This is a genomic window from Microbulbifer maximicatervae (SeqCode) (genome assembly GCF_052467815.1).
This window is the reverse complement of the sequence record NZ_CP174326.1, coordinates 5,053,084-5,079,652: the sequence shown is the minus strand read 5'-3', so window position 1 is coordinate 5,079,652 and position 26,569 is coordinate 5,053,084. Positions and strand designations below refer to the sequence as shown.

Here is a 26,569-nt window from a genome sequence, read left to right as displayed (position 1 = left end):
GAGCGGGCCTCGGGCGTTTTTTCGGTTAGGCGTCTTGGTTGTTCAGTTCCAGGCAAATGGCTTTTTCCAGTGCGCCGTTGGCCTCGATGTCGGTAAGTGGTGATCCCTCGGCGTCGGTAATGTGAAAAATATCTTCGACTCGTTCGCCGAGTGTCGAAATTTTTGCATTGTGCAGGCGCAGATCGTGGGAAATAAAAATACGCGCGATGCGGGCCAGCAAGCCGGGTCTGTCGGCACTGGTAATTTCCAGGGTGCTGTAATGATCGCCGGGCTCAGTGGAGAGATGAGCCTGGCTCTTCAATTCAAACATTTTAAGGCGGCGGGGCGTACGTCGCTGAATGATCTTTGAGTAGTCCTCAACCAGGGCCAATTCCTGCTGTAGAGTGTCGCGAATCTGCGCTAGGCGCTGGGGTTCGTCCAGTAGCGGCTGGCCCGCTTCATCCAGCACGTAAAAAGTATCCAGCGTATAACCGGAGGCAGAATTGTATAGGCGCGCATCGTGGACGTTCAGGTTGAGCATATCCAGCCCGGTAACCGCTGCGGCAAATACGTTGGCTCTATCAGGCGTGTAGACAAAAACCTGGGTAGCGCCGTCGTGCTCGCCAGGCCCTGAGTTTCGCGTTAAAACCAGGGTGTCTTTTTGGCTGGTGTCGGGGCTGCTGTGCAGTTCGTGGATGGCCGAAGTGTGCCAGGTGATATTGTCAGCGGTTTCGCGAACAAAATAGTCATCCCCCATTTGTGCCCAGATATTTTCCACCGAGGCTTGCGGAAGTCCCATAGCGTCCAGTTTTTCCATTGCCTGGCAGCGGGTTTCCTCGATGATTTCTTCCCGGTCGATGGGGTTTTCCAGGCCTCGGCGCAGGGCGTGCCGGGTGGCCTGGTAGAGCTGGCGCATCAAGCTGGCCCGCCAGCTGTTCCAGAGTTCCGGGTTGGTGGCATTGATATCTGCGACTGTGAGGGCGTACAGGTAGTCCAGATGTTCGCGGTCACCCATTTCACGGGCGAAAGCATGTACGACTTCGGGATCACTGATGTCCTGCTTCTGTGAAACCTGGCTCATCAATAGATGCTTTTCTACAAGCCAGCAAACCAGACGCCGGTCGCGGGCGGGCAGATGGTGGCGCTGGCAGAATTCCGCTGCATCCACAACGCCCAGCTTGGAGTGGTCGCCACCGCGCCCTTTGGCGATATCGTGGTAGAGACCGGCAATATACAGCAGTTCCGGTTGGCGCATGCGCTCGAGAATTTCCGCTGCAATCGGGAATTTTTCCCGCGCCTCGGGGCTCCGGAAGCTGCGCATATTGCGCACAACTTGCAAGGTGTGGGCATCCACGGTGTAGATATGGAATAAGTCGTGCTGCATTTGCCCGGTTACCTGCCCAAATTCTGGTAGGTATCGCCCGAGAATGCGGTAGCGGGTCATTCGGGATAGCTGGGTCGACAATCCCCTGGGTGAGTGAAGCAGCTGCATAAACAACTGGGTATTTTTCGGATCTGCGCGGAACTCGTCGTCGATCAGGTGTCGGTGCTCGCGAATCAGGCGGATGGTGGAGGCCCGTACCCCGCTAATATCCGGGTTGTTGGCCATCAGCACGAAGATCTCGAGCAGGGCCGAGGGCTCCTGGTTAAATACCTGGGCGTGGGTAACCTCAATATTGCCGTCGCGCAGCTGGAATCGCTCATTTAGCGGAATGACCAGCTGGCTGCCTTTGCGCTGAAGGATGGCTTCGCCGAGATATTGGAGAAGTACATCGTTCAATTCCTGCAGTGCCATCACGATGCGGTAGTAGTTGTGCATAAACTGCTCAACGGCGAGCTGGGTGTCGCTATCCACATAACCGAATTGCTTCGCCAGTTCTCTTTGGTAGTCAAACAGTAGTCGCTCTTCCGCGCGGCCGGCGAGCAGGTGCAAGCCGTAGCGCACACGCCAGAGGAAGGTTTCCCCGGACTGTAATATGGCGAACTCTTCCTCGGTAAAAAATGCCTTTCCCTGCAGTTGCTTCAGGGTGCGCACCTGGAAAAAATATTTGGCAACCCAGGCAATTGTCTGGATATCCCGCAGGCCCCCGGGAGAGTTCTTAATATTGGGCTCGAGAATATATTCAGCAGCCTGCTGATTGCTGTGCCGCTTTTTCTGTTCGGCGAGCTTGGCCTTGAAGAATTCTTCGGTGGGCCAGAGCCTTTTGTGTTCCATTTGTGCAGTTAGCTGCTCGCCAACAGTACTGTCGCCGACAACTGTGCGGGACTCAGTGAGGTTGGTGGCCACGGTGATGTCCTTCGCGGCCAACTCCAGGCACTCCGCGATATTTCGTACAGAGTGGCCGATATCCAAGCCCAGGTCCCATAAAAAGGCCACCAGGCGCTCTATATTGTCGATGGTATCCGGGGCAGGGTGATCGCTGGAGAGGATGAGTAAATCGATATCGGAGTGGGGGTGCAGCTCTCCGCGCCCGTAGCCGCCCACAGCGAGAAGCCCTATATCGTCTCTCCACTCGAACTGGTGCCAGGCGTAATGCAGAAGGCAGTCTATAAACAAGGCTCGCTCGTGTACCAGCGTGACAACGTCCTCTCCCTCGCGAAAACGCTCTGCCATTTGCCGTTCGGCTGCGCCGACAGCATCTTTGAATATCTCCAGAGTGGGTTTGTCGCCGGAGCTTAAATCCCTGCGAAAACGGGACTGATCAAAGAAAAACAGGGGGCGTTCAAAATAGGGAGGGCTGACCGGCTGCATGGGAAGTCCGTTTGGCTCTTGGGCTGCCGCAGGTGGGGAGCGGCTTGGGTTCGGTTTGCGGAGATCCGCTACTGTAGTGCCGCGAGTAATGCACTTATTCCTCGCGGCCCGTCAGTACGGCTTTAGAAGTTCTCCTCGCTGCGTGCTGTGAGCACTTCTACACCGTCGCTAGTCACTGCCATGGTGTGTTCCCATTGAGCGGAGAGGCGGCGGTCCTTGGTTACTGCAGTCCAGCCATCTCCCAACACTCGTGTGGCCGCTTTGCCTGCGTTAATCATGGGTTCAATGGTGAAGGTCATGCCCTCTTTGAGTACTTCACCAGTTCCCGGCTGACCGTAGTGAAGAATTTGTGGGTCTTCATGGAAGACGTCGCCGATGCCGTGTCCGCAGAAGTCGCGTACCACTGAGTAATAGTTTTTCTCAGCGTGCTGCTGGATGACGTGGCCAATATCGCCGAGGGTAGTGCCGGGGCGGACAATTTCGATGGCTTTGTACATGCACTCCTGGGTGATTTGTACCAGGCGTTCAGCGTGGGCGGCGGGCTTGCCGGCAAAGAACATCTTGCTGGTGTCACCGTACCAGCCATCTTTGATAACGGTAACATCGATATTAATGATGTCGCCCTTCTTGAGAATTTTGCTCTCGGAGGGGATACCGTGACACACCACTTCGTTGACGGAAGTGCATATAGATTTTGGGAAGCCGCGATAACCGAGGCAGGCCGGGATCGCTTTCTGTACCTTCACGATGTGTTCGTGGCAGCGTCGATCCAGTTCTTCGGTAGTGACTCCTGGAACGACATACTCGCCAATCATTTCCAGCACCTCTGCGGCGAGGCGGCCTGCGGTGCGCATCTTGGCGATTTGTTCTGGGGTCTTAATGGCTGAGGTCATGCGTATCCTTTGTTTCTGGGTTGGGGCGGGTAGCGCCCAAGAGGCGGGCTATTGTAGCGGATTGCTGGCTGTAGGACACATTTTGCCGCTATTAGCGCAAGGATGGCTCAGGCGTCCCGCCAACAGCATTGAGGCGTGATCATTTGCGCGAAATCGGTGCCAATTCTTCACTATGGGGTGCACTTGTGGTATAAAGCGCGCCGCCTGGGGATACTCCCTGGGCGAGTAAAAGCCGCACACGCATCGACACATGTGTCTGGGTGCCCTGAAAGGGGTTGACGCATGGGATACGTGGAGGACTAACCCGTATATATAGAGGTTTATTATGCCGCAAGTAAGTATGCGCGATATGCTGCAGGCTGGTGTTCACTTTGGTCACCAGACCCGCTACTGGAACCCGAAGATGGGTCAATTCATCTTTGGTGCCCGCAACAAGATTCACATCATCAACCTTGAGCACACTGTACCGGCTTTCAACGAAGCCCTGCAGATCATCAAGGGCATGACTGCTCAAAAGAAAAAGATTATGTTTGTTGGCACCAAGCGTGCTGCACAGAAGTCTATCAAAGAGCAGGCAGAGCGTTGTGGCCAGCCTTACGTCAGCAACCGCTGGCTGGGTGGTATGCTCACCAACTACAAAACCATCCGCGCTTCCATCAAGCGTTTCCGTGAGCTGGAAGCCCAGTCTCAGGACGGTACTTTCGAGAAGCTGACCAAGAAAGAAGCTCTGATGCGTACCCGTGCCATGGATAAGCTTGAGCGCTCCATCGGTGGTATCAAGGATATGGGTGGCCTGCCTGACGCGATCTTCGTAATCGACGTTGAGCATGAGCGCATCGCTATCCAGGAAGCTAACAAGCTGGGTATCCCCGTAATTGGTGTTGTCGACACCAACAGCGATCCCGCTGGTGTTGATTACGTGATCCCCGGTAACGACGACGCTATCCGCGCAATCAAGCTGTACACCACAGCTGTAGCCGACGCAGTACTTGCTGGCGCTGCAGAAGCTGGTAACACCGTTGCAAAGGACGAGTACGTCGAAGCTAACGATGACGAAGCCGCTGCAGAGTAATTTGCAGGGCTAAGTGGTGTAACACAATAGTTTTACACTGCGAACTCAAAAAGGGGCCCGAATTACGGCCCCTTTTTTCTAATTATTAGTGACAGAACCCCGAGGATTGAATCATGGCGATTACCGCGTCTATGGTAAAAGAACTGCGCGAGCGTACCGGCCTGCCAATGATGGAGTGTAAAAAAGCTCTGACGGCTGCTGATGGTGACATCGAAAAGGCGATTGAAGACCTGCGCAAAGCCTCCGGCCTGAAGGCCGCTAAGAAAGCTGGCCGCACCGCTGCTGACGGCGTTGTTGCCGCTAAAGTTGCAGAAGACGGCAGCTACGGCGTACTGGTTGAAGTGAACTCCGAGACTGACTTCGTTGCTCGCGATGAAAACTTCCAGGCGTTTGTTGCCAAGGTTGTGGAGAAGGCATTTGCCGATCGCCAGCAAGACGTAGCTGCCCTGATGGAAGGCGAGCTGGAAACTGCTCGTGAAGCACTGGTTCAGAAAATCGGTGAGAACATCGGCGTGCGTCGTATCGAGCTGGTTGAAGCTCCAGTTGTAGGTGCTTACGTTCACTCCAACAACCGCATCGCTGCCCTAGTAGCTCTGAGCGGTGGAGAGATCGAGCTGGCTAAAGATGTTGCCATGCACGTGACTGCGGTTAACCCGCAGGTGAACAAGCCGGAAGATATGCCTGCTGACGTTCTGGAAAAAGAAAAGGACATCATCAAGGCTCAGCCGGATATGGAAGGCAAGCCGGCTGAAATCGTAGAGAAAATGATGGGTGGCCGTATCAAGAAGTTCCTGAAAGAGAACAGCTTGGTAGAGCAGCCTTTCGTTAAGAACCCGGACGTAAGCATTGGCAAACTGGTTAAAGATGCCGGTGCCGATGTGGTTTCCTTTGTTCGCTACGAAGTGGGTGAAGGTATCGAGAAGGAAGAGGTGGATTTCGCAGCGGAAGTTGCGGCCCAGGTTAAATCCTCTTCTTAATCGCATATTATTGGGTGCCCTCGGGCACTCAATCGCAGTGGGGTGCTTCCGCTGGGGTTTCTTACCTACAGCGGAGCACCCCTCTGTGTAAATGACTGAAATTGTTGTAATGTTCAGCGGCAAGGCCTGGCCACTAACAGGTACATTGAAGGGGACTAACGAATGCCCGGTATTAAAGACCGCAAGTATAAGAGAATTTTGTTAAAGCTCAGCGGCGAAGAGCTGATGGGTGATCAGGGTTTCGGTATCAGTCCCAAGGTGCTGGACAAAATGGCCCTGGAAATTGGGCAGCTGGTTGGTATCGGGGTCCAGGTGGGCCTGGTTGTTGGCGGTGGTAACCTGTTCCGTGGCGCTGCGCTGAGTGCGGCCGGCCTCGATCGTGTTACTGGTGACCACATGGGGATGCTCGCTACGGTGATGAATGCCCTGGCGCTGCGCGATGCCCTGGAAAGATCTGACATCTCCTCGAGAGTGATGTCCTCGATTCAAATGAGCGGTATTGTCGATCACTACGATCGCCGTGCGGCTATTCGCTACCTGGAGCGTGGCGAAGTTCTGATTTTTGCTGCCGGTACCGGCAACCCTTTCTTTACCACTGATTCTGCAGCTTGCCTGCGTGGTATCGAAATTGAGGCTGAGCTGGTTCTGAAGGCCACCAAGGTCGATGGCGTCTACTCTGCTGATCCCAAGCTCGACCCGACAGCAACTCGCTATGACCAGTTGACTTACGATGAGGTTCTCGATAAGAAGCTCGGCGTGATGGATTTGACCGCTATCTGCCTGTGTCGCGAGCACAATATGCCTGTACGTGTATTCCGCATGGATAAGAGCGGGGCGCTGTTGAATATTGTGGTTGGCGGCGTGGAAGGCACCTTAATTGAAGAGGAAGTGAAATCGTGATTGAAGATATAAAAACAGACGCGAAAGCTCGTATGGGTAAGGCACTTGATGCCCTGGCTGGAAATTTCAACAAGATTCGCACCGGCCGTGCACACCCGAGTATTCTCGATGGCATCCACGTCTCCTATTACGGTTCTGATACTCCGTTATCTCAGGTTGCCAATGTTACTGTTGAGGATGCGCGCACTCTTTCCGTAACTCCCTGGGAGAAAAATCTGGTCCCGGATATCGAAAAGGCCATTATGAAGTCCGATTTGGGCCTCAATCCCAGCACAGCTGGTGCGGTTATCCGTATTCCAATGCCTATGCTTACCGAAGAGACTCGCAAAAACTTCACTCGCCAGGCAAAGAGTGAGGCAGAGACAGCGCGGGTTTCCATTCGCAATATTCGTCGCGATGCGCTGGCGGACGTGAAGTCATTGGTCAAGGATAAGGAAATTTCTGAGGACGATGAGCGCCGCGCAAGTGACGACATTCAGAAAATTACCGATCAGTTTGTCGCTGATGTGGACAAAGCACTGGCAGCGAAAGAAAAAGACCTGATGGAAATTTAATGAGCATCGGTGGTACCGAGCTACATGCTCCCGGCCCACGTCACATCGCCATTATTATGGATGGCAATGGGCGCTGGGCTGCCCGCAAGGGCCTTTCCCCTTCAGCCGGCCACAAGGCCGGTGTCGAGCGTATCCGCGACCTGCTTTCAGCTTGTAAAACTCGCGGCGTTAAAGCGCTTACTCTGTTCGCCTTCTCCAGCGAGAATTGGCAGCGCCCCCCGAAGGAGGTCGAGCTGCTGATGAGCCTGTTTAACTCCTATTTGCGCAAAGAGGCCCGACGGATGCGGGAGGAGGGGGTTCGCCTGAGAGTTATTGGTCGACGGGACCGATTCTCTCCTCGCTTGCAGCGCGCTATAGCCGAAGCGGAAGATATCACCCGCGCAGGGACTGAGGGCGACCTGATAATTGCTGCTGATTACGGCGGGCGCTGGGATATTGCCCAGGCGGCCCGTAGATTGGCTCAAGAGGTTGCCGATGGCACACGCTCCCCAGAGTCGATTACTGAGGATGAACTTGGCAAATACGTACAGCTTCAAGATCTGCCGCCGGTAGACCTTTTGATCCGCTCCAGCGGTGAGCAGCGTATTAGCAACTTTATCCTCTGGCAGGCCGCTTACAGTGAATTCTATTTTACTGATACGCTTTGGCCCGACTTTGACGAAGCCGAGCTGGATAAGGCTATCGCAGAATATGAGTTACGTGATCGCCGCTTCGGCGGTCGCGCCGAGGGGGATGACGCGATCGCTCAGGCGTGATCCGGGCAAGTCTGCGGCGCCAGGCTTGCAATACAAATTGGTTGGAAATCTTTGCCGACACGCTCTTGATCTGTGCAGTTTATCCAGACAGAGTTGTCTAGCTACTTACAAAGGGGTTTGCGGTGCTAAAACAAAGAATAATTACTGCTTTGGTGCTATTAGCACTGTTTATGGGGGTATTGTTTTTACTTCCAATGCAGTGGTTTTCACTGATATTTGTGGCGGTTATCCTCCTGGCGGGGTGGGAGTGGGCCAATCTATCGAACTTGAACCGTGCGCTGCGCTTTGTTTTCCTCGCCGCATTGGGGTTTGCCCTAATGGTCACGGCTCAATACGTCTTTTCAATGAATTTTGATGATCCAGATATCGATCGCGGCCGCCAGATTCTGGCTGTAGCCTGTGGTTGGTGGGCGCTCGCTTTCTTGTGGGTGCAGAGCTACCCGTCCAGTGCTGCTCTGTGGGGCAACCGATGGGTGCGAGGTCTGATAGGTCTTGTTGTATTAGTTCCAACCTGGTTGTCACTGGTAGTTTTGCGAGGCTTGGATCATGGAGCCTGGCTGGTTCTTTACGTGGTGGCGATCGTTGCAGCGGCGGATGTCGGTGCTTATTTTGTCGGCCGCAAGTTTGGTAAGAGGAAGCTGGCTAGAGAAGTTAGTCCAGGCAAGTCCTGGGAGGGCTTTTTCGGTGGCTTGGGTGCTTGCTTGATTTTGGCCCTCGTAACCTCCTACCTATTTGAGCTTCCACTGAAAAATACTGTCTTGTTCACTTTTGGTGTCTTGGTTACTGCACTGGCTTCAGTTATTGGGGACTTGGTGGAGAGTATGTTTAAGAGGCACAGAGGGATTAAGGACAGTAGTCATATGTTACCGGGGCACGGTGGCATCCTCGATCGGATAGATAGCCTTTCCGCGGCTCTTCCAGTGTTTACGATGGCCGCACTAGCGAGCGAGCTGCCGAAATACTTGTAGAGGCGTTTCCGCTCCAGTTTTGTGTTTTATTCGCTAGCGCCTAGCTTAATGCTGGGCGTGCAATTGTTTGGTGGCAGCAATATTGCTATCAGAGGTACGAAAAGGGCCTATGCAAGTAATTCCCCCGCAACAAATTACCGTTCTCGGCTCCACTGGTTCGATCGGCGTGAGCACCCTGGATGTGTTGGCGCGACACCCGGAAAAATATTCTGTTTTTGCTCTTACCGCCCGTGAAAGAGTTGCCGACCTTGCTCAGCAGTGTCGGCGATTTAAGCCTCAATATGCTGTTGTTGTCGATGAGGCGCGAGCTGAAGAGTTGCGAATACTGCTTGGCGGCGAAGTCGATACGGAAGTTCTAAGTGGGGTGGAGGGCTTGTGTCGTGTTGCCTCCGATACTCAGGTCGATACAGTCATGGCGGCGATCGTAGGAGCTGCGGGATTGCGCCCAACCTTGGCGGCAGTAGACGCGGGCAAGAAAGTGTTACTGGCGAACAAGGAAGCGCTTGTTATGGCGGGCCCAATATTTCAGAGGGCCTTGAATAAGAGTGGTGCGCAACTGTTGCCGATTGACAGTGAGCACAATGCAATCTTTCAATGTTTGCCATTCCCCTGCGAGGACCTCGAAGCTGCGGGCGTGGAAAAAATACTGCTTACGGGTTCGGGTGGGCCATTTCGCACTCGGGCTGCGAGCGAGTTGGGGGCGGTGACGCCAGATGAGGCTTGTGCACACCCCAATTGGTCGATGGGCCGGAAGATCTCTGTTGACTCCGCCACAATGATGAATAAAGGGCTCGAGTTTATAGAAGCGTGCTATTTGTTTAATGCGCGCCCTGAGCAGATTGAGATAGTCGTGCACCCCCAGAGTATTATTCACTCGATGGTACAGTACCGGGATGGCTCTTTACTGGCGCAGATGGGTAACCCGGATATGCGCACTCCTATTGCCCATGCCCTGGCTTTTCCCCAGCGCATCGATGCAGGGGTGCCAGCTTTGGATCTGATTGCGCAAGGCCGGCTGGATTTTGAGGCCCCGGATTTTAATCGTTTTCCTTGTCTGCGTTTGGCGCGAGAGGCTGTTAATGAGGGAAAAAGTGCTCCAACAGTCTTAAATGCAGCGAATGAAATTGCAGTAGAAGCCTTCCTGGAGGGGCGTTTAGCATTTACTGATATTGCATTGGTGATAGAAAAAGTGATGAATAGGGCTCCCGTTGTTGAACTGTCGGGACTCGAGGCAGTCGAAGCCATTGATTTCAATGCGCGAGAACTGGCCAAGCAGGCGCTTGCCGCCCTCTAAACACATTGCCCGGCGTATAATGGCCGCTAAATTGCGTATGACAAGAAGTTGTAGCTGAGTATGGATCTAATTCAGACGGTAATCTGGGCCTTGGTGGCCCTCGGTGTACTGGTATCTTTCCACGAGTTTGGGCACTTTCTTGTAGCACGCCTATGTGGTGTTAAGGTGCTGCGCTTTTCTGTGGGGTTCGGCCGCCGGTTGATCTCCCGCTATGATCGCCACGGTACCGAATTCACTATTTCCGCTATCCCCCTCGGCGGTTACGTAAAAATGCTCGATGAGCGCGAAGGGCCTGTAGCGGCTGAAGAGCTGGATCAGGCGTTTAACCGCAAGAGCGTATGGGCGAGGATGGCGATTGCCGCTGCCGGTCCTGCCGCTAACTTTCTTTTGGCGGTAGTCTTTTTCTGGGCGGTGTTCCTCGGTGGAACAGCGGGCCCGGTTCCTATTGTGAAATCCGTTGAGCCCGGGAGTATTGCTGCGTCGGCAGGCCTTGAGTCCGGGCAGGAAATTGTTGCTGTTGATGGTGAGGCTACCCCCACTTGGCAGGCCCTCAATTGGCGCCTGGCAAACCGCCTGGGTGATAGTGGCACCATAGAATTCTCTGTGCGCTATCCGGATTCCAACCTTGAATACCATATGGTGGCGGATATCAATCGCTGGCTTGCCGGCCGCGAAGTTCCCGATCCGCTCGGGGAGATTGGTCTGCAGCTGTGGACTCCACCGGTGAGTATGACTCTTCATAATGTGGTGGAGGGGAGCCCGGCAGCCTCAGCTGGACTCAAGGCTGGAGACAAGATTGTCTCGACCGATGGCCGTGACTTTTCATCTTTTCAAAGCTGGACCGATTATGTGAGAGCCCGCGCTGGTGTTCCAATGGATATCACTGTCGAGCGTGGAGGCGAACCGCTGACGGTGTCCGTAACACCGGCGGAGATTAAGCTGGATAGTGGTGAAACCATAGGGCAGGTTGGAGTGCAGCCGGTATCAGAGACTTGGCCGGATGATCGAGTACGGATTTACCACTATGGGGTGGGGGGCGCTTTAGTTAAGGGCTTGCAGGAGACCTGGGATAAAACAGTCTTTACCCTGAATAGCTTGAAGAAACTATTATTTGGTCAACTTTCGACCAAAAACTTGAGTGGCCCCATTACCATTGCTAAAGTGGCGGGTACTTCCGCGGAAGCGGGATGGCAGTCTTTCCTGTCATTGCTGGCGTTGCTCAGTATTAGCCTTGGTGTACTCAATCTGTTGCCTATTCCGGTACTCGATGGTGGTCACCTCCTTTACTACGGTATTGAGGCGATCAAGGGGTCCCCTGTGTCAGAGAGGGTGCAGGTGATTGGTTTGCAAGTGGGTATGGCCTTGGTGCTTTGCATTATGGGGCTAGCTCTGTACAACGATATTTTACGTTTGTAGTGTCCTGGATTGGTTTTTTTCCGGGCTGATAATGTGAGAGAGATTTTTATGCGTGTGAGACGTTTTGTCTTGGCACGATGTTGTTGTGAGTAAAAGCGACTCGGAAGCGGTATGAAGTATTTGCTGAAAGCGATTTTTCTGGGCTTGGTGCTGCCTATCAGCGCTTTGGCACAGTCGTTCGTTCTCAGCGATATCCGAGTGGACGGGTTGCAGCGGGTTTCTGCAGGTACAGTTTTTTCAGCGCTTCCGATTCGGGTAGGCGACGAAGTTGAGCCTGTCGGGATTCAGGATGCGACCCGAGTATTGTTTCGCACTGGTTTTTTTGAAGATATTCAGATTGGCCACGAAAACAGCGTTCTTGTTATTACCGTGAGAGAACGACCGGCTATATCAAAGATAGATATAGCCGGGAACAAGGCGATTGCCACTGAGGATCTACTGAAGGCGATGAAGGAATACGGTCTCGCCGAAGGCCAGATCCTAAAGCGTTCGACCCTCAGGGGGTTGACCCAGGAGTTTGAACGCCAGTACGTGGCGCAGGGTCGATATGGCGCCAGTGTTAAAGCGGAGCTCAAGGAACTGCCGCGCAACCAGGTTGAACTGCAGGTTGCTGTTGATGAAGGGGCTGTTGCTGCGATTAAACATATTAATGTCGTAGGAAATCGTGCATTTTCTGATAAAGAGCTGGAAGAGATTTTTGAGCTTAAAACTACCGGCTGGCTCTCTTGGTTGCGCAGTGATGATAAGTACTCTAGTGAGAAACTCACTGGTGATTTGGAGCGCTTAAAGTCCTATTACCTGGATCGCGGATATCTTGATTTTCAGATTGATTCGACACAAGTATCTCTAGGGCCGGACAAGAAGAGTGTATTCATTACCATTAACGTGGTTGAGGGTGGTGTTTACACGGTTAGTGAGGTGGAAATTGCCGGAAACCCGATAGTAGCGGAGGAGGAAATCAACCGCCTGCTATTGGTGCGAGAAGGTCAGCGGTTCTCCCAAGCGAGGGTAACGACCACTTCAGACTATATTGCTAAACGCTTGGGTAACAAAGGTTACGCGTTTGCTGAAGTGAATGGTATTCCTGAGGCCAATGAAGAAGAAAGTACAGTAAAAATTACCTTCTTCATTGATCCGGGAAAGCTTACTTATGTGCGACGTATTAGTTTTCGCGGGAACACTCGCACCGCAGATGAAGTCTTGCGGCGTGAACTGCGCCAGATGGAGTCAGCTTTGGCTTCCACTGCGCGTATAGAGCAATCCAAAGTGCGTCTCGAGCGCCTTGGATACTTGAAGGTAGTGAAAGTTGAAACAACTAAGGTGTCCGGCACCTCAGACCGGCCCGATGTTGATTACATGGTAGAGGGGCAACCCTCTGATTCTGGGGGAGCGGGGCGCTAGTTGGCGCTGTAACTCCTGGATTGCGAATAAAAACACCTGGAATTAGTAGATGAAACATTTCCTGAAAGCGGCTTCTCTTAGCCTGGCACTGCCTCTCAGTGCTTTAGCACAGTCATTTGTAGTTGATGACATCCGTGTGGAAGGGCTACAGCGCGTCTCTGCCGGTACCGTATTCTCAGCTCTCCCTGTGCGAGTAGGGGATGAGGTGGAGACTCTGGAAATTCAGAGCGCCACTCGGGCACTGTTTCGCACTGGTTACTTTGAGGATATCCAAATCGGCCAGGAGAATGGTGTTCTGGTTATCACTGTGCGCGAGCGGCCTGCAATTTCCAAGATCGAAATTACAGGCAATAAGGCGATCGCAACAGAAGACCTGTTGAAGGGCATGCAGGAGAATGGCCTTTCAGAGGGGCAGATTTTCAAGCGCGCTACCCTTGAGGGGTTGGCCCAGGAGCTGCAACGCCAATATGTTGCCCAGGGACGCTATGACGCCAGTGTTAAAACTGAAGTAAAAGAGTTGCCACGCAACCAGGTTGAGCTTCGCGTAATTGTCGATGAAGGCTCAGTGGCCGCTATTAAGCACATCAATATTGTCGGTAACAAAGCGTTTTCCGATGAAGAGCTTGGAGAGATTTTCGAGCTGCAAACTACCGGTTGGTTGTCGTGGCTGCGCAGTGATGACAAGTATTCCCGAGAGAAATTGACCGGCGACCTGGAGCGTCTCGAATCCTATTACTTGGATCGTGGGTACCTGGATTTTAAAATTGACTCCACTCAGGTTTCCCTAAGCCCCGACAAAGAGAGTGTATTTATCACTGTCAATGTGTTTGAGGGCGATGTTTACACCATTAGCGAAGTGGATCTGGCTGGTGATCCTGTAGTTCCTGAGGAAGAAGTTAAGCGTTTACTGTTGGTGCGGGAAGGGCAGACCTTTTCCCAGGTTCGCATGACAACGACCTCGGATTATATTACCAAGCGTCTGGGGAATGAGGGTTACACCTTTGCTGAGGTTAATGGTATCCCTGAGCCCAATAAAGAAGAGAAGACGGTAAAAATTACCTTCTTTATCAACCCTGGTAAGCGGGCTTATGTTCGCCGAATTAATTTCCGAGGTAATACCCGTACTACAGATGAGGTTTTGCGCCGTGAGATGCGTCAGATGGAGTCAGCATCAGCCTCCTCTGCGCGCATTGAGCAATCTAAAGTACGCCTTGAGCGCCTGGGCTTCTTTAAGGAAGTAGAGGTGGAAACCACAGAGGTGCCGGGAACTTCCGACCAAATTGATGTGGAGTACTCCGTTGAAGAGCAGCCATCAGGTTCTATCGGAGGTACTATTGGTTGGGCCCAGAGCAGTGGCTTGGTGCTGGGAGCCAATATTCAGGAGAACAACTGGTTAGGTACTGGTAAATCTGTAGGTATCGGAATGAATGCCTCTACCTACCAGACTTCTGTGAACTTTTCTTACCTCGACCCTTACTTCACTCCGGATGGTGTGAGCCGTGGCTTTAACGTTTTCTATACAGAGAATGATTATTCCGAGGTTAATCTTTCCGATTACAACACTACAACCTATGGTGGTGGCGTTAACTTCGGCTACCCAATGTCGGAGATTTCCCGCGTCGGCCTTAATGTGAGCTTTAATCACCTGGAGTTGTCCACGGGCTCAGGTACGGTACAGGAAATTGCATCGAGCCCTGATCTGATTGATGGTGTTTCCCTCCAGGGAATCACATATGATAACTATGAGTTAATCGAAGAGGCTCTTGCTGAGGACGAGACCCTCGACTTGGCTATGGATATTGATGATAGTCAATTCAATACCACTTTTGATGGGTTTATCGATCGTTACGGTGATTCATTTGATAACGTTGCTTTGACAGCGTCCTACGCCCGCTCAACCTTGAATCGGGGCATCTTGGCGACTCGTGGTGCTTCACAGAATCTTTCATTGGAATTTACAGTTCCCGGTAGTGACCTTGAGTACTACAAGCTGATTTATACGGGGCAGTACTTCCGCCCATTAACTAAGAGTCTGACTTTACGCCTCCGCACTCGTCTGGGTTACGGCGACGGTTTTGGCGATCTTGATGAACTGCCGTTCTTTGAGAATTTTTATGCCGGTGGTTTTGGTTCAGTACGTGGGTTTGAACGTAACACTCTGGGGCCTCGTTCCACACCTTACGAATATTACACCGCTCTTGGTTGTGCTACTGAGGACGGAGAGATCACTGAGTATTGTTACTATGTCGATGACGATGGCGAGCTGGTGGTTAACTCCTACGATGATGCCGATCCGTTCGGCGGTAACATCCTGATCGAAGGTAGTGCTGAGGTAATTTTCCCGATGCCATTTATCAAGGATCAGCGCTCTCTGCAAACTGCTTTCTTCGTCGATGCAGGTAATGTATTCGATACTAGCTGTGGCGATACCCAGATCAACTGTTACGATGTGGACTTTGGTAAGATGAACGTTTCTGCGGGGATAGGCTTGACCTGGATCACTGGCTTTGGCCCGCTGACATTCAGCTTGGCAAAAGCCCTTAAGAAAAATGAAGATGACGATGTGGAAGTGTTCCAGTTTACCCTGGGTAACAGCTTCTAAATTTGTCAGATAAAATGAATTAGGCGTAAATCAGCGCAATTAAAATAAAATCTATTGGAGAGACCGACGTGCTTAAGAATGTAAAAATTGTAGCAATACTGCTTGCAGGTATGACCTTGTCCGGCGCAGCGCTGGCGCAAACCAAGGTCGCGGTACTTAACCTACAGGCTGCGATCATGAGCACTGATGCAGCTAAGACCAAGGTAAATTCCCTGAAGACCAGTTCTGAGTATTCCAAGCTGCAAAGCAGTGCTGAGTCGATTCGAGCTGAACTGCAAAAAATGGCAGAAGATGCCAAGAAAAATAGTGTGACCTGGTCTGATGAACAAAAGACCGAATACCAACGCAAAATGAATTTTCAGCGTTCAGATTTTGAGACGACGGTGAAAAAATTGCGTGCAATGGAAGCTCAAGTGGGTCAAGAGATCCAGGCTTCTATGGGGCCAAAGGCTAGGGATGCCCTGGATGCACTGATTAAAGAGCAAAAGCTTGACGTAGTGCTGGATTCCAATACTGCCTACTATGTAAGCCCCAGCGTCGACCTGACAGAGGCTGTTGTTAAGCGTATGAACGCAGCCAAGTAAGTCGATAGTCTTATATGAAAGATAGCTTTTCTCTTGCCCAGTTGGCGCAAGAGCTGGGGGCCGACTTGCGGTTGGCGCCCGGTTCAGATTCCAATCAAAAAGTTCAGGGTTTAAATACACTGCAGGATGCCGGTGCAGAGCACTTGGCTTTCCTTGCAAGCCCCAATTATCGACGCTTTCTGAAAACGACCAAAGCTGCCGCAGTGCTGGTATCGGAAGAGTTTGTTGAAGAGTGCCCGGTAACGGCTTTATGTGTTGCGGACCCCTACTTGGCCTTTGCTCGAGCAACAGCCCTGTTCGATACAACTCCTGAAGCACCTATTGGTATTCACCCCTCTGCAGTGGTTCACCCTACGGCAGAGATTGGTACTGGTGTCAGTGTGGGGCCCGGCTCTGTGGTCGAGGCCTACGCAAAATTAGAGCCTGGAGCGATTGTTGGTGCTAACTGCTATGTTGGCGAGGGCAGTTTAGTCGGTGCAGGAACACGCCTGTATGCCGGCGTTGTTTTTCATCATAACTGCTCTATCGGTGCACACGGTATTATTCATAGCCAGACGGTTATTGGAGCCGATGGCTTCGGGTTTGCGCCTAATAAAGGCAGCTGGGTAAAAATTCACCAGCTAGGTGGAGTGCAAATTGGCGAAGATGTGGAAATTGGAGCCAATACCTGTATAGACCGTGGAGCTTTGGGTGATACGGTGATTGGGCGAGGAGTCAAGATCGACAATCTGGTCCAAATCGCGCACAATGTGAAGATTGGTGACTACACGGCCATAGCCGGGTGTGCCGTAATTGCTGGCAGTGCTGAGATAGGGAAGCATTGTCTTATCGGTGGTTGTAGCCGTATTAACGGACATATAACGATTACAGATGGCAGTCAGGTGTTGGGCAACACGTTTGTCACTAAATCGATAAAGGATACTGGTAGCTACTCTGGAGCGCTATCCTTTGCCGATAGTTCTACCTGGCGTCGTAATGCTGTGCGTTTTGGTCAGTTGGATCAAATGGCGCGCAGATTGAAAGATTTGGAAAAACAGGTTCAGGCACTGTCCCAAAAGAGTGGGACAGACGATTGAACTTTAGTTATTAATTAATTTAGCTTTGTTGTTTTCGGGGCGTTTTACGCCCCGAAGTGGTTTCTGGGGGCATTTGGAATGATGGATGTACGTGAAATTCGCGAGTACCTGCCGCACCGTTATCCTTTTTTGTTGGTGGATCGTGTAGTAGAACTCGAAGAAGGGAAGTATATAAAAGGCTATAAAAACATTTCTGGAAACGAAGAAGTTTTTAATGGCCACTTTCCGGAAATGCCTATTTTCCCGGGAGTGATGATTGTTGAAGCCCTGGCCCAGGTCTCGGGAATCCTCGGCTTTAAAACGTTTGGCAAAAAACCGGAAGATGGATATCTGTATCTGTTCGGTGGGGTTGATAAGGCGCGCTTTAAGCGTCAGGTGATCCCAGGTGATCGCCTTGAACTCGAGTCTGAAGCGGTATCTGTTCGCAGAAATATCTGGAAATTCGCTTGTAAAGCCAGTGTTGATGGCGAGCTGGCGGCTTCTGTTGATATCCTATGTGCCGTGAAAAAGGTTCAGTAATTCTGTAAAGCTCGCTGGAGAGTTAGGTTCAGGATTTTCCGGGTAGCCTTTGTTTTTAAGGGTGCAGGTTACCCAGTACGATTAATGCCGAGGAGTAGATCCCAGAATGCAGACAAGTATCCACCCTACAGCTATTGTCGACTCTACGGCAGTAATTGGTTCCGGGGTGAGTATTGGTGCTTACACCATTGTTGGAGCCGGCGTAGAGATAGGTGATGGCTGTGATATTGCCTCTCATGTGGTGCTTAGTGGGCCGACCAAACTGGGGAAGAGCAACCGAATCTACCAGTTTGCTTCCGTAGGGCAGGATACCCCGGATAAAAAGTATCGTGGTGAAGAGACGACACTCGTTATTGGCGACAATAACGTGATCCGTGAGGGGGTGACGATTCATCGCGGTACTATCCAAGACCGGGGCGAGACCACAATCGGTAACGAAAACTTGATTATGGCTTATGCCCACATAGGCCACGATAGCGTCGTCGGTAATCACACAATTATGGTGAATAACTGCGGGCTAGCCGGTCATGTGATTGTAAAAGACTGGGCGATTCTGAGTGGTTATAGTCTGGTTCACCAGAATTGTACCGTGGGAGAGCATGCCTTTCTGGGGATGGGTGCTGCTATCGGTAAAGACGTTCCTGCTTATGTTATGGTTGCCGGGAATCCTGCCGAAGCAAAGACCATTAACTCAGAAGGGCTGCGCAGACGGGGCTTTTCTAGAGAAGATATTGCCCTGATCAATAAAGCTTACAAGACTGTTTATCGTCGCGGTCTCACTATGCAAGAGGCGCTGCAGGCCTTGATGGAGTTGCGCGAACAATCTCCAGTTATTCAGCCGTGGATAGAGTCTTTGCAATCTTCCACCCGCGGCATTGTTCGCTGATTCACTTCCCTTTGGAGCTGTTTCGTGCAGCTCCGATTGCACTTTATTGAGCTCCCATTTCATTCCAACATAAACAGCTCCCCAAGAGGAGGGATTTAGGCGTGTCAGAAAAAAATAAGCCGATACGAATTGGTATTGTTGTCGGTGAGGCGTCAGGAGATATCCTCGGTTCTGGTTTGATGACTGCATTAAAAACTCGGCTTCCCAATGTAGAGTTTGAGGGAATTGCCGGGCCGCGCATGCTGGAACTGGGTGCTAAAAGTTTATTCCCTATGGAGCGACTATCGGTAATGGGGCTGGTAGAACCTTTGAAGCGCCTTCCAGAACTGTTGAAAATCCGCAGATCTCTCCGTCGCCACTTTACTGATAACCCGCCCGATCTATTTATTGGTATAGATTCCCCGGACTTTACATTGACTCTCGAGGCTGCGCTCAAGGCTGAGGGTATCCCCTCCGTCCATTATGTCAGTCCTTCGGTTTGGGCCTGGCGGCAGGGTCGAATTAAAAAGATTGCGCGGGCTGTCGACCACATGTTGACCCTGCTTCCATTTGAAGCGAATTTCTACCGAGATAACCAAGTACCGGTGACCTTTGTTGGCCACCCTTTGGCTGATGAAATTCCCCTGCAAGTGGATGTAGCCGGCGAACGCAAAGCATTGGGCTTTGAGGAAGACGACCGGGTAATTGCCCTTTTGCCTGGCAGTCGTGGAGGTGAGGTTCGCATGCTGGGGCCGTTGTTTCTGCAGACGGCCCGATGGTGCCACCAGCGTCACTCGGATGTTAAATTTGTTATTCCCGCTGCCAACAAGCAGCGTATGGATGAGATTCAAGAGCAGCTAAAAGATTACCCTGAACTCCCTATTACTTTACTTGAGGGGCAATCGAGACGGGCCGTTTCTGCGGCAGACTGTGTGCTCATAGCATCGGGTACAGCAACCTTAGAGGCAATGCTGCTTAAAAAGCCCATGGTCGTTACCTATAAGCTGGGCAGGTTGACGTCATTGATCGTCTCACGGATGCTGCACACCCCATGGGTTTCGCTACCAAATTTATTAGCCCAAAAAGAACTGGTGCCAGAAATTTTGCAGAATGATGCCATTCCAGAGAATCTTGGTGCGGCAGTGATGCAGTACTTTGAAGACCCGCTTCTTGGGGATCATTTAGAGCGCGAGTTTTTCGAGATGCATCAACAGTTGAGGCGAAATGCTTCTGAGCGGGCTGCTGATGCCGTGGTGGGGCTGCTGGAAGCTAAGCCTGAATCTGCCGAGTAGTATAAGTTATGAGTAGTAAAACAGAATTGCCCCCCTATGTTTGCCCTTTCAAGGGTGATTTGATTGCAGGTGTCGATGAGGTTGGGCGCGGCCCCTTAGCTGGTGATGTAGTTGCCGCAGCTGTGATTCTTGATCCTAACAAGCCAATCGCCGGGCTTGCCGACTCCAAAAAGCTGACTGAAAAAAAGCGCGAGCAGTTGTTTGATGAGATTTGTGAGCGAGCGCTCAGTTACTCCATAGCTCTTGCAACAGTTGAGGAAATTGACCAGCTAAATATTTTGCAGGCAAGTTTACTGGCGATGCATCGTGCAGTTGCTCAGCTATCCGTGCAGCCTGAATTTGTGTTGGTGGATGGCAATAAAAAACCGAACTGGGATTACCCTTGCGATACCGTTGTAAAGGGCGATGGTCGTGTCGCTGCAATTGGGGCGGCATCTATTTTGGCTAAGGTGACCCGTGATAGGGAAATGGTGGTGCTGGACTCTGAATATCCCGGTTACGGCCTTGCAGGTCATAAAGGGTATCCCACCAAGGCGCATATGGAAGCTTTACAGTTGCAGGGTCCCACTCCAATACACCGCACCAGCTTTGCGCCGGTAAGGCGCTTGCTAGAAGAGGTTGAGTGATAAACGGTTGTAGCGCTATTTATCGATTCGCTTGATTCTGGCCCGGGTAATCATCTTGTCTGAGACCTCCTCAATTTCCACCAGGTAATTGAGGATGTACAGGCTGATATTACCGTCGGGGATGCTCTCCAGGTGTTCCATTGCCAGGCCGTTAAAGGTTTTTGGCCCATCAGTGGGCAGTTCCCAGCCCAGGGTGCGATTAATATCGCGAATAGAAGTGCCGCCTTCGATCATGTACCAGCCATCTTCTATGGCGACTATCTCCTCGTCATCGCTGGGTACTGGACTTGCGGTGAAGTCGCCGACAATTTCCTCCAGCAGATCTTCCAGGGTAACGATACCCATTACCTCTCCGTACTCATCAACTACCAGCCCCATGCGGCGCTTGGTTTTCTGGAAGTTCATCAGCAGTGTGGGGAGTGGTGTTGCCTCGGGTACGAAGTAAGGCTCATCGGTGAAGGAGTTGAGCTGCTCTGCCGTTAAATTTTCCGGTCCGTCGCGCAGTATTTGCGCCGCTTTTCGCAGGTGAAGTATGCCTACTACTCGATTGATGTCACCGCGATATACGGGGAGGCGAGTGTAGGAGCTTTCCGCTAGCTGCTGCAGGATCTCTTCGGCGCTGTTTTCCAGGTCAACGCCCATGACTTCATTGCGCGGAATCATGATGTCTTCAACGGTTGCTTGGTCCAGGTCCAGCACGTTGAGCAACATGCCTTTGTGTTTGCTGGGAAGCAGGGCGCCTGATTCGAATACAACGGTTCGGAGCTCTTCGGGGGCCAGGTGTTCCGCTTCGCTATTCGCTTTTGTTTCGACTCCCAACATGCGCGCTAGGCCGTTGGATATGCCACCAATCAACAGCACCAGGGGAGTGAGCAGCCATTGCAGTGGGCGCAAAATAAATGAGGCGGGGAAAGCAATTTTTTCCGGGTGTAGAGCGGCAATAGTCTTTGGTGTGACCTCAGCAAAAATCAGTAGGGCAAGAGTTAAGACTATGGTGGTGAGTATTTCTCCGTATATCTGCGCGAATACTGAGCCGGCGATTACGGATACAAGAACGTTAACGAGATTGTTGCCGATTAGAATTGAGCCGATCAGCTTGTCCGGGCGTGCGAGCAGCTCGGTGGCGCGCTTTGCCCCGCGGTGCCCGCTTTTGGCTTGGTGCCGCAGGCGATAGCGGTTAAGCGCCATCATGCTGGTTTCGGAGCTGGAGAAGAAGGCGGATATCAGTATCAATAGGGCCAGCAAACCGAATAGCAGGCCCATGGGCATCTCGTTCAAGGGAGAACTCTTTTTATTTCCAAGCGGAGATATTGGAACATATTGCCGACCTCCGCAAGCTTTGCAGTCGTATATTCGATTACCCGCGCTGGAGAATGACTTCCATAACCAGCTTACTACCAAAATAGGCAAGTAGTAGGGCGGCGAAAGCGCTTAAGGTCCAACGCACAGCGGTATTGCCTCTCCAGCCCAACCTCCAGTGTCCCCATAGGAGTATGGTGTAAAGAACCCAGGCGACCATAGAGAGGATGGTTTTGTGTATTGGCCCCTCTTCAAACAAATTGCCAACAAAGACGAAACCGGTCAGCAGGGAGGCGGTGAGCAGTAGTTGCCCGAAAGTGATCAGGCCGAACAGCAGTGATTCCATACTCTGCAATGGTGGCAGAAGACGGGTGGCGCCTACCGGCCTGTGGTTGTGCAGCTGCTGGTTAAGGTAATAGAGATAGATCGCCTGAAGGGTAGCCAGGGTCAGCAGCGAATAGGCAGAAATAGACAATAGAGCGTGTACCGCAATGCCGGTAGAGATCTGTTGATGTGGCGTTACGGTGCCCCAAATATGGGATGCGGCAAATTCAGTGGCGGCTCCCACTGGTGCGAAAATAAGAATAAGTAGCGTAAGTGGCCGGCCAACGGCCAGGATCAATAATAGAAAGTTAACTACCCAGGCAATCAGCGAGAGCATTGCCAGCAGGTCAAAGCGATAGCCTTCGGGTGAAAAGAGAACGTGTCCCAGGGATATTCCGTGGGTGACAAGTGCACCCGCCAAAAGGCTGAGAAGCAGATTGGAATTCGGCTGTTGTTTTCGGGCCAGAGCCGCACCTGCAACTATGGTTGTGGCCAGGTAGAGAGCGATAGCTGTCCAGTGGGCGAAAGCCGCCATGGGTAAATCCGTGTCTTCATTATTGCGTTAGGGCAGGAGTGTGTCATAGCCAGTTGAAACAAGGAAGACTTGCGATATTTCGGCTGTGGCGAGACCTGGGCTATACTGCCGCGCCTCAGAGAGGGAGTTGCAGTTTGCTCCCCCCTAATTTCGCGCCCCTCCGCACTGGGGTTGAGTCCGTAAACGGAGAGATCGAGACGAATTTATGTTCGATAACCTGAGTGACCGCTTATCGGCGGCCTTAAAGAAAGTTACCGGTAAAGCGCGCCTTACGGATGACAATATCCGCGATACTTTGCGCGAAGTGCGCAAGGCGCTGTTGGAGGCGGATGTCGCTCTGCCAGTGGTTAAGGCATTTGTTCAGCAAGTGCGCACCGCTGCGGTAGGACAGAAGGTTAGCAAGGCTCTCAACCCGGGCCAGCAGTTCGTCAAGATTGTTCAGGATGAGCTGGTTAAGGTGATGGGTGCGGCTGCAGAGCCTCTCAACCTCGCCGTGCAACCTCCGGCGGTAATCCTGATGGCGGGCCTTCAGGGCGCTGGTAAAACCACCAGTGTGGCCAAACTGGCCAAATACCTGCAGGAGCGTGAAAAGAAAAAAGTCATGGTGGTGAGTGCGGATGTCTACCGCCCCGCCGCTATCAAACAGCTGGAGACCCTGGCCGGTGAAGTGGGGGCACAGTTTTACCCCTCTACAGCTGAGCAGAAACCGCTGGATATTGCCAAGGGTGCTGTGGACGCTGCCCGCAAACAATTTGCCGATGTGCTGATTGTGGATACTGCCGGTCGACTGCATGTGGACTCCGAGCTGATGGATGAGATCCGTGAGCTGCACAGTGAGTTGGACCCGGCGGAAACCCTGTTCGTGATCGACGCAATGATCGGTCAGGATGCGGTAAATACCGCAAGTGCCTTTAATGATGCACTGCCGCTGACCGGTGTGATTCTCACCAAGGCCGATGGCGATGCCCGTGGTGGTGCCGCTCTCTCCGTGCGTCACGTCACAGGCAAGCCAATTAAGTTTATCGGTGTTGGTGAAAAGACCGACGCCCTGGAAACCTTTCACCCGGATCGTATCGCCTCCCGTATCCTGGGTATGGGTGACATTCTGTCTCTGATTGAAGAAGCAGAGCAGAAGATTGATAAAGAGAAAGCCGAAAAGCTGGTTAAGAAGGTCCAGAAGGGTAAAGGCTTTGACCTGGAAGACCTGCGCGATCAGCTGCAGCAAATGCAAAACATGGGTGGCTTTGGCTCCCTGTTGGAGAAAATGCCCGGCATGGGCGGTGTAGCGCAGGCTGCACAACAGGCCGATATGGGCAAAGAATTTAAGCGTATGGATGCCCTGATTTCCTCCATGACGCCGGCCGAACGCCGCAATCCTGACCTTCTTAACGGTTCGCGCAAGCGCCGCATCGTTGCTGGTTCTGGCACCCAGCTACAGGACTTGAATCGCCTGCTCAAGCAGCACAAGCAGATGGGCAAGATGATGAAGAAGCTCAAAGGCGGCGGCATGGGCAAAATGATGCGCGGCCTCGGCGGCCTGCCCGGTATGGGCGGTGGTATGCCTGGCGGTATGGGCGGTATGCCTGGAGGCCTGCCACCGGGCCTCAAAAAGAAGTAGAGAACCGCAGTTCTCCGGGCGGCTTGGCGACCCTATACAAATCTGGGGTGGTACATTAGAATACGCCGCCTTTCTGCCGGCCCTGCTGCCGGTAAAAAGTTGTTGTGGTGACTGCTTAGTGCGGTTGCCTAGTGTTGAACCTATAGGAAAGTTACATGGTAACCATTCGTTTGGCCCGTGGTGGTGCTAAAAAGCGCCCGTTTTATCATCTGACCGTTACCGACAGCCGCAAATCTCGCGACGGTCGTTTTATTGAGCGTGTTGGTTTCTTCAACCCGGTTGCCCGTGGTCAGGAAGAGCGTCTGCGTGTTGATCGCGAGCGTGTTGATTTCTGGCTGGGTCGTGGCGCACAGGTTTCTGACCGCGTCGGCAAGCTTCTGAAAGAATCTGCTTAATTTGCGCGTAAGTGGTGCTCCTGTGACAGATAACGGAAAACCTTCCGAAGAGTTGGTCACGGTTGGGCGCGTTACTACCGTTTATGGTGTGCGCGGCTGGGTCAAGGTTCACTCCTATACCGAGCCGATGGACAACATCCTGCAGTTCCCTAATTGGCGCTTGCAGGGGCCGAAAGGTTGGGAAGCTCTCGAAATTGACGCTGGTAAGCGTCACGGCAAGGGCTTGATCGTACATGTGAAAGGCATTGATGACCGCGATTTGGCGGCTCGACTTTGCCAGCGCGATATTGCTGTAGCTCGTGAACTGATGCCTGAGCTTGAGCATGGTGAGTATTACTGGCACCAGCTCGAAGGGTTAAAGGTTGTCAGCCATTTCGATGGCGAAGATCACGACTTTGGTACCGTTGCTCGCATGATGGAAACTGGCGCCAACGATGTAATGGTGGTGCGCGGTGGAGCGGATAAGCGCGAGCGCTTGATTCCCTATCTACCTGATCAGTTTATTACCAATATTGACCTGGAAGTCGGTGTAATAACCGTCGACTGGGACCCGGCTTTTTAAGGCGTAGGAGCGATGACAAAACGAATCGCTCTGGTAAGCATTTTTCCGGAGATGTTTGCCGCATTGACCGAGTATGGCGTCAGTGGACGGGCTGTGAAAGATGGCCTTTTAGAAGTTCGCTGTTGGAATCCTCGGGACTTTACCAGTGACAGGCACCGGACTGTGGACGATCGCCCTTACGGCGGCGGACCGGGAATGGTGATGTTGGCTGAGCCCCTTTACCAGGCTCTCGAGGCTGCTCGAGCTTGGGCTGGTGAAGATGGTGAATCTGTACGCAGTATCTACATGTCTCCCCAGGGTCGACAGCTCGATCAGGGTGGAGTGGAGCAGCTGTCTGCAGCTGGCAACCTGGTGTTGTTGGCGGGGCGCTACGAAGGTGTGGATGAGCGTATCGTCGAATCTATGATCGACGAGGAGTGGTCCATTGGTGACTATGTCCTCAGCGGTGGCGAACTGGCTGCTATGGTGATGGTGGATGCTATTACCCGCTTGATTCCCGGCGCACTTGGACACAACCAATCGGCGGTTGAGGACTCTTTCTCCTCTGGCCTGCTGGACTGCCCACACTACACCCGACCGGAACAATATCGGGGAGTAGCGGTACCGGAAGTTTTGCTTTCCGGCAACCATGAAAGAATACGCCGCTGGCGCCTGAAACAGGCATTGGTGCGCACGCAACAGCGACGCCCGGACTTATTGCAAGGGTTGGCGCTGAGCGATGAGCAGAAGTTGTTGCTGGATGAGATCCAGCGGGAACAGAAGCTCGAAGAAAATTGAGGCCGAATTCGCCGGGAGGCGCGAGTAGTTCGGTGAACTAGCTGAGAAGCTACACAATCTGTATTTGGGAGCGATCCAAATGACTAACAAAATTATCCAGCAGCTGGAGCAGGAACAGCTGAAGAGCGAAGTACCTCCCTTCGCACCGGGCGACACTGTAATCGTTCAGGTAAAAGTAAAAGAGGGCAACCGTGAGCGTCTGCAGGCGTTCGAAGGCGTGGTTATCGGTAAGCGCAACCGTGGTCTGAACTCCTCCTTCACCGTGCGTAAAATTTCCCACGGTGTTGGCGTTGAGCGTACTTTCCAGACTCACAGCCCGATGGTTGACAGCCTCAAGGTTAAGCGTCGCGGTGACGTGCGTCAGGCCAAGCTGTACTACCTCCGCAGCCTGACTGGTAAAGCTGCACGTATCAAAGAGAAGCTCAACTAAGCTCTCCTTGATCGCAGAAAAAGGCCGAAGCGTACGCTTCGGCCTTTTTTGTATGTGGGTTACGAGCAGCATATTTGGTGTCCCTGATTGGGCCTGCTTGCCTT

General features: G+C 52.4%; 24 protein-coding genes and 1 pseudogene. 21 read left to right on the top strand and 4 right to left on the bottom strand.

The window, feature by feature from the left end; all coding sequences use genetic code 11:
• Positions 1-25 precede the first annotated feature (25 nt).
• Together ACJJIW_RS22005 and map are read right to left on the bottom strand one after the other, a co-directional pair.
• On the bottom strand, positions 26-2,731 hold the full coding sequence (locus ACJJIW_RS22005; RefSeq protein ID WP_444936363.1) for a [protein-PII] uridylyltransferase: 2,706 nt from the start codon (positions 2,729-2,731) through the stop codon (positions 26-28).
• Positions 2,732-2,853: 122 nt separating this feature from the next.
• Entirely contained in the window at positions 2,854-3,624 is a 771-nt protein-coding gene (gene map / locus ACJJIW_RS22000; RefSeq protein WP_282933678.1) for a type I methionyl aminopeptidase, read from the bottom strand.
• Between the two features lie 325 nt (positions 3,625-3,949).
• Between map and rpsB the strand changes: the two genes are divergently transcribed.
• The 16 genes and pseudogenes from rpsB (at position 3,950) to rnhB (ending at position 20,525) form a co-directional block, all read left to right on the top strand.
• Positions 3,950-4,696, top strand: coding sequence for a 30S ribosomal protein S2 (rpsB, locus tag ACJJIW_RS21995; RefSeq protein WP_282933677.1), 747 nt, complete (start codon positions 3,950-3,952; stop codon positions 4,694-4,696).
• Between the two features lie 113 nt (positions 4,697-4,809).
• Positions 4,810-5,673 (top strand): translation elongation factor Ts, encoded by an 864-nt coding sequence (gene tsf / locus ACJJIW_RS21990; RefSeq protein WP_282933676.1) that lies wholly within the window; start codon positions 4,810-4,812, stop codon positions 5,671-5,673.
• 162 nt (positions 5,674-5,835) lie between these two features.
• The gene (gene pyrH / locus ACJJIW_RS21985) at positions 5,836-6,573 is read left to right on the top strand and encodes a UMP kinase (RefSeq protein WP_282933675.1); all 738 of its coding nucleotides are present in this window, start codon (positions 5,836-5,838) and stop codon (positions 6,571-6,573) included.
• Complete coding sequence (gene frr / locus ACJJIW_RS21980) at positions 6,570-7,127, top strand: ribosome recycling factor (protein WP_282933674.1); 558 nt, start codon at positions 6,570-6,572, stop codon at positions 7,125-7,127. The genes pyrH and frr overlap by 4 nt, the downstream gene beginning before the upstream one ends.
• A complete protein-coding gene (uppS, locus tag ACJJIW_RS21975; protein ID WP_444893183.1) occupies positions 7,127-7,882 on the top strand; it encodes a polyprenyl diphosphate synthase in 756 nt (251 codons plus the stop codon). The genes frr and uppS overlap by 1 nt, the downstream gene beginning before the upstream one ends.
• Positions 7,883-8,004: 122 nt before the next feature.
• Positions 8,005-8,850 (top strand): phosphatidate cytidylyltransferase, encoded by an 846-nt coding sequence (locus ACJJIW_RS21970; RefSeq protein ID WP_282933673.1) that lies wholly within the window; start codon positions 8,005-8,007, stop codon positions 8,848-8,850.
• Between the two features lie 109 nt (positions 8,851-8,959).
• Positions 8,960-10,144 (top strand): 1-deoxy-D-xylulose-5-phosphate reductoisomerase, encoded by a 1,185-nt coding sequence (gene ispC / locus ACJJIW_RS21965; RefSeq protein ID WP_282933672.1) that lies wholly within the window; start codon positions 8,960-8,962, stop codon positions 10,142-10,144.
• 60 nt (positions 10,145-10,204) lie between these two features.
• A complete protein-coding gene (rseP, locus tag ACJJIW_RS21960) occupies positions 10,205-11,560 on the top strand; it encodes an RIP metalloprotease RseP (protein WP_282933671.1) in 1,356 nt (451 codons plus the stop codon).
• Positions 11,561-11,671: 111 nt separating this feature from the next.
• A pseudogene (gene bamA / locus ACJJIW_RS21955) lies at positions 11,672-12,949 on the top strand (outer membrane protein assembly factor BamA); the annotation flags it as partial.
• A 61-nt stretch (positions 12,950-13,010) separates the two neighbouring features.
• A complete protein-coding gene (bamA, locus tag ACJJIW_RS21950; protein WP_282933669.1) occupies positions 13,011-15,563 on the top strand; it encodes an outer membrane protein assembly factor BamA in 2,553 nt (850 codons plus the stop codon).
• Positions 15,564-15,631: 68 nt separating this feature from the next.
• Complete coding sequence (locus tag ACJJIW_RS21945) at positions 15,632-16,147, top strand: OmpH/Skp family outer membrane protein (RefSeq protein ID WP_282933668.1); 516 nt, start codon at positions 15,632-15,634, stop codon at positions 16,145-16,147.
• A gap of 14 nt (positions 16,148-16,161) precedes the next feature.
• Positions 16,162-17,223 carry a UDP-3-O-(3-hydroxymyristoyl)glucosamine N-acyltransferase gene (gene lpxD / locus ACJJIW_RS21940; RefSeq protein WP_282933667.1) on the top strand — a complete coding sequence of 354 codons (1,062 nt, stop codon included), beginning with the start codon at positions 16,162-16,164 and terminating at the stop codon, positions 17,221-17,223.
• A gap of 78 nt (positions 17,224-17,301) precedes the next feature.
• The gene (gene fabZ, locus ACJJIW_RS21935) at positions 17,302-17,742 is read left to right on the top strand and encodes a 3-hydroxyacyl-ACP dehydratase FabZ (protein WP_108734005.1); all 441 of its coding nucleotides are present in this window, start codon (positions 17,302-17,304) and stop codon (positions 17,740-17,742) included.
• Positions 17,743-17,848: 106 nt separating this feature from the next.
• Positions 17,849-18,628: an acyl-ACP--UDP-N-acetylglucosamine O-acyltransferase gene (lpxA, locus tag ACJJIW_RS21930; protein WP_444936362.1), complete on the top strand. Its 780-nt coding sequence runs from the start codon at positions 17,849-17,851 to the stop codon at positions 18,626-18,628.
• 101 nt (positions 18,629-18,729) lie between these two features.
• The gene (lpxB, locus tag ACJJIW_RS21925; protein ID WP_444936361.1) at positions 18,730-19,899 is read left to right on the top strand and encodes a lipid-A-disaccharide synthase; all 1,170 of its coding nucleotides are present in this window, start codon (positions 18,730-18,732) and stop codon (positions 19,897-19,899) included.
• Positions 19,900-19,907: 8 nt separating this feature from the next.
• Complete coding sequence (gene rnhB, locus ACJJIW_RS21920) at positions 19,908-20,525, top strand: ribonuclease HII (protein WP_444936360.1); 618 nt, start codon at positions 19,908-19,910, stop codon at positions 20,523-20,525.
• Between the two features lie 15 nt (positions 20,526-20,540).
• Here the strand turns inward: rnhB and ACJJIW_RS21915 are convergent, their stop codons facing one another.
• Both ACJJIW_RS21915 and ACJJIW_RS21910 read right to left on the bottom strand, forming a co-directional pair.
• The gene (locus ACJJIW_RS21915) at positions 20,541-21,803 is read right to left on the bottom strand and encodes an HlyC/CorC family transporter (RefSeq protein WP_282933663.1); all 1,263 of its coding nucleotides are present in this window, start codon (positions 21,801-21,803) and stop codon (positions 20,541-20,543) included.
• A gap of 79 nt (positions 21,804-21,882) precedes the next feature.
• Complete coding sequence (locus tag ACJJIW_RS21910) at positions 21,883-22,683, bottom strand: cytochrome C assembly family protein (RefSeq protein ID WP_444936359.1); 801 nt, start codon at positions 22,681-22,683, stop codon at positions 21,883-21,885.
• 205 nt (positions 22,684-22,888) lie between these two features.
• Between ACJJIW_RS21910 and ffh the strand changes: the two genes are divergently transcribed.
• From ffh to rplS, 5 genes are all read left to right on the top strand, one after another.
• Entirely contained in the window at positions 22,889-24,301 is a 1,413-nt protein-coding gene (gene ffh / locus ACJJIW_RS21905; RefSeq protein ID WP_444893186.1) for a signal recognition particle protein, read from the top strand.
• 155 nt (positions 24,302-24,456) lie between these two features.
• Positions 24,457-24,696 (top strand): 30S ribosomal protein S16, encoded by a 240-nt coding sequence (rpsP, locus tag ACJJIW_RS21900; RefSeq protein ID WP_108733998.1) that lies wholly within the window; start codon positions 24,457-24,459, stop codon positions 24,694-24,696.
• A gap of 22 nt (positions 24,697-24,718) precedes the next feature.
• Positions 24,719-25,258: a ribosome maturation factor RimM gene (gene rimM / locus ACJJIW_RS21895; protein WP_108735295.1), complete on the top strand. Its 540-nt coding sequence runs from the start codon at positions 24,719-24,721 to the stop codon at positions 25,256-25,258.
• 12 nt (positions 25,259-25,270) lie between these two features.
• A complete protein-coding gene (trmD, locus tag ACJJIW_RS21890; protein WP_444936358.1) occupies positions 25,271-26,035 on the top strand; it encodes a tRNA (guanosine(37)-N1)-methyltransferase TrmD in 765 nt (254 codons plus the stop codon).
• A gap of 73 nt (positions 26,036-26,108) precedes the next feature.
• The gene (rplS, locus tag ACJJIW_RS21885) at positions 26,109-26,465 is read left to right on the top strand and encodes a 50S ribosomal protein L19 (RefSeq protein WP_282934563.1); all 357 of its coding nucleotides are present in this window, start codon (positions 26,109-26,111) and stop codon (positions 26,463-26,465) included.
• Positions 26,466-26,569 lie beyond the last annotated feature (104 nt).

Coding starts and splice junctions, on each gene's coding strand:
- bamA (WP_282933669.1), top strand. CDS start 13,011: ATGAAACATTTCCTGAAAGCGGCTTCTCTTAGCCTGGCACTGCCTCTC.
- fabZ (WP_108734005.1), top strand. CDS start 17,302: ATGATGGATGTACGTGAAATTCGCGAGTACCTGCCGCACCGTTATCCT.
- rpsP (WP_108733998.1), top strand. CDS start 24,457: ATGGTAACCATTCGTTTGGCCCGTGGTGGTGCTAAAAAGCGCCCGTTT.
- ffh (WP_444893186.1), top strand. CDS start 22,889: ATGTTCGATAACCTGAGTGACCGCTTATCGGCGGCCTTAAAGAAAGTT.
- rnhB (WP_444936360.1), top strand. CDS start 19,908: ATGAGTAGTAAAACAGAATTGCCCCCCTATGTTTGCCCTTTCAAGGGT.
- lpxD (WP_282933667.1), top strand. CDS start 16,162: ATGAAAGATAGCTTTTCTCTTGCCCAGTTGGCGCAAGAGCTGGGGGCC.
- pyrH (WP_282933675.1), top strand. CDS start 5,836: ATGCCCGGTATTAAAGACCGCAAGTATAAGAGAATTTTGTTAAAGCTC.
- uppS (WP_444893183.1), top strand. CDS start 7,127: ATGAGCATCGGTGGTACCGAGCTACATGCTCCCGGCCCACGTCACATC.
- tsf (WP_282933676.1), top strand. CDS start 4,810: ATGGCGATTACCGCGTCTATGGTAAAAGAACTGCGCGAGCGTACCGGC.
- ACJJIW_RS21910 (WP_444936359.1), bottom strand. CDS start 22,683: ATGGCGGCTTTCGCCCACTGGACAGCTATCGCTCTCTACCTGGCCACA.
- map (WP_282933678.1), bottom strand. CDS start 3,624: ATGACCTCAGCCATTAAGACCCCAGAACAAATCGCCAAGATGCGCACC.
- ACJJIW_RS22005 (WP_444936363.1), bottom strand. CDS start 2,731: ATGCAGCCGGTCAGCCCTCCCTATTTTGAACGCCCCCTGTTTTTCTTT.
- lpxA (WP_444936362.1), top strand. CDS start 17,849: ATGCAGACAAGTATCCACCCTACAGCTATTGTCGACTCTACGGCAGTA.
- rpsB (WP_282933677.1), top strand. CDS start 3,950: ATGCCGCAAGTAAGTATGCGCGATATGCTGCAGGCTGGTGTTCACTTT.
- rseP (WP_282933671.1), top strand. CDS start 10,205: ATGGATCTAATTCAGACGGTAATCTGGGCCTTGGTGGCCCTCGGTGTA.
- trmD (WP_444936358.1), top strand. CDS start 25,271: ATGACAAAACGAATCGCTCTGGTAAGCATTTTTCCGGAGATGTTTGCC.
- ispC (WP_282933672.1), top strand. CDS start 8,960: ATGCAAGTAATTCCCCCGCAACAAATTACCGTTCTCGGCTCCACTGGT.